The sequence below is a fragment of the Actinocrinis sp. genome, assembly GCF_035605935.1.
Classification (GTDB): Bacteria; Actinomycetota; Actinomycetes; order Streptomycetales; family Catenulisporaceae; genus Actinocrinis.
Genome location: NZ_DATNGK010000054.1, coordinates 1 through 6,991, shown reverse-complemented (window position 1 = coordinate 6,991; position 6,991 = coordinate 1). Strand labels below are relative to the sequence as shown.

General features: G+C 67.7%; 6 protein-coding genes. 5 read left to right on the top strand and 1 reads right to left on the bottom strand.

Going from position 1 to position 6,991, the window contains the following annotated elements:
- From VN779_RS04495 to VN779_RS04480, 4 genes are all read left to right on the top strand, one after another.
- Window positions 1-678: FkbM family methyltransferase (locus VN779_RS04495; protein WP_325720410.1), on the top strand; the 678-nt coding region annotated here is incomplete at its 5' end.
- Between the two features lie 56 nt (window positions 679-734).
- The gene (locus VN779_RS04490) at window positions 735-2,168 is read left to right on the top strand and encodes a glycosyltransferase (RefSeq protein ID WP_325720408.1); all 1,434 of its coding nucleotides are present in this window, start codon (window positions 735-737) and stop codon (window positions 2,166-2,168) included.
- Window positions 2,169-2,271: 103 nt separating this feature from the next.
- Window positions 2,272-3,699, top strand: coding sequence for a glycosyltransferase family 1 protein (locus VN779_RS04485; protein ID WP_325720406.1), 1,428 nt, complete (start codon window positions 2,272-2,274; stop codon window positions 3,697-3,699).
- A complete protein-coding gene (locus VN779_RS04480; protein WP_325720404.1) occupies window positions 3,696-5,165 on the top strand; it encodes a glycosyltransferase family 1 protein in 1,470 nt (489 codons plus the stop codon). The genes VN779_RS04485 and VN779_RS04480 overlap by 4 nt, the downstream gene beginning before the upstream one ends.
- Window positions 5,166-5,207: 42 nt before the next feature.
- Here the strand turns inward: VN779_RS04480 and VN779_RS04475 are convergent, their stop codons facing one another.
- Entirely contained in the window at window positions 5,208-6,269 is a 1,062-nt protein-coding gene (locus VN779_RS04475) for a class I SAM-dependent methyltransferase (RefSeq protein ID WP_325720402.1), read from the bottom strand.
- A 219-nt stretch (window positions 6,270-6,488) separates the two neighbouring features.
- Here VN779_RS04475 and VN779_RS04470 point away from each other — a divergent pair.
- On the top strand, window positions 6,489-6,991 hold a 503-nt coding region (locus VN779_RS04470; protein WP_325720400.1), incomplete at its 3' end, for a GDP-mannose 4,6-dehydratase.

Sequence of the window (6,991 nt, the reverse complement as noted above, 5' to 3'; positions counted from 1 at the left end):
GGCCATATGAGCGCAGGCTTCGCCATGGCTGATCTTGAGGTGCCGACGGCCAGGCTCGACGACATCTTCGCGCTGGACGGCCTGTCCGGCGTCGATGTACACATCCTGAAGATCGACGTCGAGGGCGCCGAAGCCGACGTGCTGAGCACGGTGGACTTGAACAAATGGCGGCCATGGGTGCTGGTGATTGAGGCGACCGCGCCGCTGGCCGCGACTCCTACCTACAACGGGTGGGAGCCGTCCGTTCTGGCGACCGGCTATCAGTTCTGCCTGTTCGACGGGGTGTCCCGCTTCTATGTCGCTGAGGAGCACGCCGCGGAATACGCGCCTGCGCTGTCTTACCCGGCGTGCGCCCTCGATGACTTCATTCCCGTCGCATTGCTTCGGGCGCACGAACACACCCAACAGCTGGCCAGTGCCAAAGGCGAGCTCGAAGCGCAGAACGCACAGCTATGGAACGACCTCGTGCGGTGGCGGGGACAAGCGCTGCGAGGCTGGGCGGCGTCAGCGGCAGAGGGTGCGTGGCACCGCGAGCTGCAAGACAGGCTCGCCGCGACGGACGCGGCGCTGCAAGTTGCGCACGGCGAAGTCGAACGGATCAGAGCGACGGTGTCGTGGCGGGTAACCCGACCGCTGCGCGCGGCGCGCACACTGAGCCGTCGCGCGGCAACGCAATGACGGCGCCTGTCATCGACCGTCCGGCACTGTGGCAGCGACTCCACACCGTCGCTCCGGTGCTGCTTGAAACCGTCCCGGCCACCGACGACGATCCGTTCGCCGCGGCGGGGCAGCTGCTGGACGCCGTTGTCCGGTCGGTCGCTGAGGACCCGGGCAACGGGCGGCTGTGGCTGCTCCTCATCGCGCTGACCGGTGAGTTCCCGACTCACGACGATCTGATGGACGTGCGGCGGGCGTTGGAACTTCACCAGGGCGCCATCGCCCAGCACGTCCTTCTCGACCGTTGCCTGGCCATGATCGCCGCGCCGGAGGACACCGTCGCCGAGCTGGATCTCATTACGGACCGCCCGGTCATCGATGTCGACTTCAGCGCCCGAAACGAGCTGATGACAGGCATTCAACGGGTTGTGCGGCACACCGTGCCGCGGTGGTTGGAGCACCACGAATTCGTACTCACCGCGTGGACCACCTCGCGGACCGCCATGCGGCGGCTCGACCCGCCGGAGATGCAGCGCGTGGTGTCCTTTCACGACCGGGCGGACGGCTCGCGCGGGAAGCAAGTCGAAGGCAGTCGTCCGCACCGGCTCGTCGCGCCCTGGCACGTCCCGGTGATCCTGACCGAGGTACCTGAGCCGGGCCACGCCGAGCGCCTCGCGGCGCTCGGCCAGCACTCAGGCAGCCCGCTCGGGCTGATTGGCTACGACTGCATCCCGGTCGTTAGTGCGGACCTCGTCACCCAACACGACCAGGAAAAGTTCATCGCCTACCTCGACGTGGTGAAGTTCGCGTCGACGGTCGCGTGTATCAGTGAGCCCTCGGCCGAGGAGTTCGCCGGGTTCGTGGACATGGTGCACCCGCAAGCGCTGCCCGGCCCGCGAGTGGTCGTCTGCCCGCTGCCGACCGGCGCCGCGGCGGCGCCGGGCGGCCTGCCGCCGGTTGCGGCAAACGGGCCGGCCCGCGTGGTTTGTGTGGGCAGCATAGATCGGCGCAAAAACCAGATCATGGTGCTCGAAGCCGCCGAGCGACTGTGGCGGGAGGGGCACATGTTCTCGCTGCACTTCCTGGGCAGCGGCGGCTTGCCACCCGCCGACTTCACCGAGTGGCTCGAGCAGTTGGTGGCATCGGGCCGGCCGATCACGGTGGCGTCCGAGGTCAGCGACGACGACCTCACCCGAGCGGTCGGCGCAGCGCGGTTTACCGCGTTTCTCTCGCTGCACGAGGGTTTCGGGCTCCCCGTCGCGGAGTCACTTGCGCTGGGCGTACCGGTCCTCGCGTCCAACATCGGCAGTGTCCGGTCGTTGGCCGACGGTCACGGCGGCCTGGTCGTCGATCCGAACGATGCCGACGCCGTCACCACGCAGATGCGCCGACTGCTGACCGATGACGCGTTGATCGACGAACTCAGGACGCTCGCTCGCGCGCAGCCGTCACGCAGCTGGGCCGACTACGCGGCCGACCTATGGCGCCTCGTCGTCGACGGGGCCGTCTGACGCGGTGAACAGATCTACCGCGGTCATGGGACGGCTGGCGGACGCAGCCGAACGCCAGCGCAGGCAGTTAACCACGTCGTCAATCGCGGCGGCGCGGCTTCGCATGATCATCGAGACGGTGCAGCCGGGCGGTGCGCCGGCGGCCAACGGTGATCTGGCCGCGTCGGTCGCCGACCTGATCGCCGGCGGTGATCCGGCCGTGCTCTGGTTCGCGCTGGCCGTGCTCCGGGCCGAGTTCCCCGACGTCGCGGCAATCGAGGACGCGCAGCGGCTCGCCCGGCTGGACGGGCCGGCCACGGTCGTGCGTCGCGAGCTAGCCGGGCTGCGGGCCGCCGCCTGGCGAGGTTCCGTTCCACGAGTCCGGGTGCTGTCCGAAGCGGTGACCGTTGACGTCAGCCACACGGCGAACGTCGACTTTGTCAGCGGTATCCAGCGGGTGGTGGGCGAGACGGTTCGGCGCTGGGTCGCCGAGCACGACACGACACTCGTCGGTTGGGCGGACGAGTACGTGGCGTTTCGTGCCCTGACCGGCGACGAGTACCGCCGGGTGCTGGGAACGGCGCCGGATCCTCGGTCGATGGTTCGCGCCTGCGAGGTGCTGATCCCGTGGCGGGGTGTGCATGTGCTGCCGGAACTCGCCGTCGAACGTGAGCGCACTCGACACCTCGCCGGCCTCGCCCGCTTTGCGAACACTCGGGTCACCGCGATCGGTCACGACTGCATTCCGATGACGAGCGGCGTGACGGTGACGCCGGGGATGACCAGCAACTTCTCGATGTTTCTTGCGGCCATGCGCTACACCGACCGCATCGCAGTCACCTCACACGCCTCGGCCGCGGAGTTCACGGGCTGGCGACGAATGGTCCGCGCGGTCGGGCTCCGTGGGCCGGATCTCGCGGAAGTTGGCCTTCCGGTTCAGGCTGCACCGTCGACCGCAGAGGATCTGGCGGAGACCAAGCAGCGGCTCTGCTTGGCCGGCGCGCCGCTCGTACTCGTGGTGGGCAGTCACGAACCGCGCAAGAACCACCTCGCCGTGTTGCACGCGTGCGAGCTGCTCTGGCGAGAAGGCCTGCGGTTCAACATCGCGCTGGTCGGTTCAGGCTCGTGGAAGGCCGAGCCGTTCCGGGCGAAGGTCGCCGAGGGCCAAGCGGCGAACCGTCCGCTCGATTCGATCACCGCGCTGCCGGACGAGCAGTTGTGGGCGGCCTACCGGCTGGCCCACTTCGTTCTGTTTCCCTCGCTCAACGAGGGATTCGGGCTGCCTGCGGCCGAGGCGCTCGCTTGTGGAACTCCGGTCATCACGAGCCGCTTCGGCAGCATGGAACAGATCGTCGCGCCCGACGGCAACCCGCTCGGTGGCCTGCTCGTCGATCCGCGCGACGACCGGTCGATCGCCGATGCCATGCGCACGCTGCTCACCGACGACGAGGCGTACGCGCGGTTGCGCGAGCAGGCCCGCGCACGCGATCTCGGGAGCTGGGACAGCTACGCGGCGGCTGCCTGGGCGTACCTGACGTTAGGAGAGACATGAGTGCGCTGCGCACCTCGCCGCACGTGCTCGCGGTCAGGCTGCGGGAGGTCGTCGACGCCGTCGGCTGGCCGGTCGCGGACGACAGTCCAGGCCAACTGCGTCCCGCCGTCGCGGAACTGCTAGAGAAAGGCACGCCGGGCGCCCTCTGGTTGACCCTCGCGGTGTTGCGCGGCCGGTTTCCCGACGTAGCGCAGGTCGAAGAGGCGGCCCGCGCGATTCGCCTCGACGGTGCAGAAGCGTTGCTGGGTCAGGAGGGCGACGCGCTGACCCGGCGGTTCGCGGACGGTGACGTTGCCGAGGTGCAGGTCCTCACCGACGCGATCATTGTCGACGTCAATCACACTGCCGGCACGGACAGCATCAGCGGTATCCAGCGGGTCGCCCGCGAGATCGCCCCGCGCTGGCAGGCGCTCGGTCAGCCCGAGTTCGTTGGCTGGTCCGACGGTTATCGCACGCTGCGCCCGCTGACCGCCGCCGAACGCGACCGAATGAGCCTGACCGGACCTGGACCGAAGAACAGGACTCGTCTCGTCCCCTGGCGCGGTACCTACATCTCCCCTGAGCTGACCGCAGAGCCGCCGCGGGCGCGAGCGTTGCAGGCGTTGGGGCGTTTCGGCCGAACGCCGTTGAACTTCATCGGATACGACTGCATCCCTGTGACCAGTGGCGGGACGGTGGCGCCCGGCATGAGTAGCAGCTACCTGGGCTATCTCGCTGCGGCGCGTTATGCGAACCGGGTCTCGATGATTTCGGAGGCATCAGCCGGCGAGTTGGTCGGCTGGCGGCGGATGGCCCGAGCGGCTGGGTTCCAAGGTCCACAGATCGCGCAGATCGAGCTTCCGGTCGAGGCCGCGCCGTCCCCGGTCGATGCGCTCACCGAGGCCCGGCGCAGGTTCTGCGTTCCGGGCGCGCCGCTCGTGCTGGTCGTGGGAAGTCACGAGCCGCGCAAAAACCATCTGGCCGTACTGCACGCGGCGGAGTTGCTGTGGCGGGAAGGGCGACGCTTCAACCTCGTCCTGGTCGGTTCAGGAGCCTGGCAGGTCCAGCGTTTCGATGCCCGGGTCGATGAGCTGCAGCGCGCGGGTCGGCAGGTCGTGTCTAGCACTGGCCTGCCGGACGAGCTGTTATGGGCCGCGTACCGCCTGGCTCGTTTCGTCGTGTTCCCGTCGCTCAATGAGGGCTTCGGCCTACCGATTGCCGAGGCGCTTTCCGTGGGCACGCCCGTCGTGACGAGCGACTTCGGCAGCATGCGTCAGATCGTCGCGCCGCACGGCAAGCCATGCGGTGGATTGCTGGTAGATCCGCGTGACGATCACGCAATCGCCGACGGGATGCGTCGCCTGCTCATGGACGAGCAGCTCTGGCAGCGGCTGCGCACGGAGGCCGGCGCCGACGGGCGACGGACCTGGGACACCTATGCGGCCGAGACCTGGGCGTTTCTCACCGGACAACCCGCTCCGGGATGAGCTGCCGCACGCTGCCGCGATGCGCGACGCGGGCGCCGGCAGCTACGGCAGCTTGCGGATCAACGTCCCGAATGACGTCGACACGGAGTCGGCTATGGCTAGCTTGAGGTGTGCGGTGTCGGGCAGTGCCGCGTGGTGGCCGACGGCCTGCAGGCTCACCCACCGATCCTCCGGTCGATCCATGGACACGGCGAAGTTGAACGTGGCCGTACAACCCGCCTCTGGCAGTCGCTTGGCCAACGCCAGCAGATCGCTGATTCGATAGACGGCGCAGTTTCCGTAGTCGGCCGTCGTCGCCTTAGGCGTCAGTTCCAACTCGGTGGTGTGGACGGCGATACCACCGGGCGCGAGCAGGCCGCAGGACTCAATGATGAAGTCAAGCCCTCGCTGCGGACTGCCGAGATGCTCGACGACGCAGGACGACCACACGACGTCGAAGGTGCCGAGGTCGTCGGGTACATCGTTCATGTCGACTTCGCGTACCCGTACCCGCCGCTCCAACTCGCCATCGCTAAGCAGCCGCGGGCGGCGCAAACCGGCCAGCCCGGTATTCAGCTCACCTGATGCCATCCAGTGGTCATCAGTGGCCACACCTTGGTCTGTGGCGAGCACGTCGAGACCTCGCGATGCCAACAGCGCGGGCAGGGGTTCGTTGCCGACGCCGAAGCCCACGGCACTCCGGCCTGGCTGCATGAGGCCGGCCTGGGTGACCGCCTCGGCGATGTAGGCCCACTCCCACAGCTTGCGGTTGTACTGCCGTATCGGGCCGGTCGGCGCGTCCCAACCTTCGAGCAGCTTGCACCACTCGAGATAAGCCGGATCGTCGCATTGCGCAGCGCTGGCCGCCTGGCCCTCCAGCTCCGCGAACGTCGGAGGCCTACCACCGCGGTTGTGATCGCTGACGTCGATCTGGGCCAGGTACCGCGCCTGAACTAGCTCGGCTTCCTCACGTTCGCTGATCGGGTTGACGCCGTTGCGCTCGAGTTGTTCCGACAACCGGGCGACCTGCTCTTGCAATGCGATGAGCCGACCGTTGAGCGACTCGAAGCGCGGATTGAAGTACCTCCGCACTGGAGCGGCCATGGCCTTGGCGATCTTGCTCATCGAACGGCACCTCCGCTGGCAAATCGTGACGACACAGTAACGGAACGGGACCGGTTCGCCGGAGCGATACCGTCCTAGCCCGTCCCATACCCGCGCTCCCCCGCCGCCCGACCGCGCTCCCCTCGGCACCGAGCTCGAACGTGGCAAAGTTCGCCCGGAATCCGCCCTTGTAGAGTACCGGGCGTCCACTCTCGGCAGACCTCGATGCAAAGGGTTTCGATGCCGCGTGCACTGATCACGGGAATTACCGGCCAGGACGGGCTCTACCTGTCCGAGTTACTCCTCGAGAAGGAGTACGAGGTTTACGGACTCATCCGAGGACAGAACAACCCTAAGCGCGATCTGGTCGAGCGGGCCGTCCCAGGCGTGCAACTGCTCACCGGCGATCTGACCGACTTGTCCAGCCTGATCAGGGCACTCAACGCCGCACAGCCGGATGAGGTCTACAACCTGGGCGCGATCTCGTTCGTGGCCTACTCCTGGGAGAACGCCCGGCTCACCTCCGAGGTCACCGGGCTGGGCGTGCTGAATATGCTCGAGGCCACTCGGCTCTACGCCGGGACCGACATGTCGTGCGTGCGGTTCTACCAGGCGTCCAGTTCGGAGATGTTCGGCAAGGTTCAGGAAGTCCCCCAGCGCGAGACGACGCTTCTGTGGCCGCGGTCCCCCTACGGGGTGGCGAAGGTGTTCGGCCACTACATGACGATCAACTACCGCGAGTC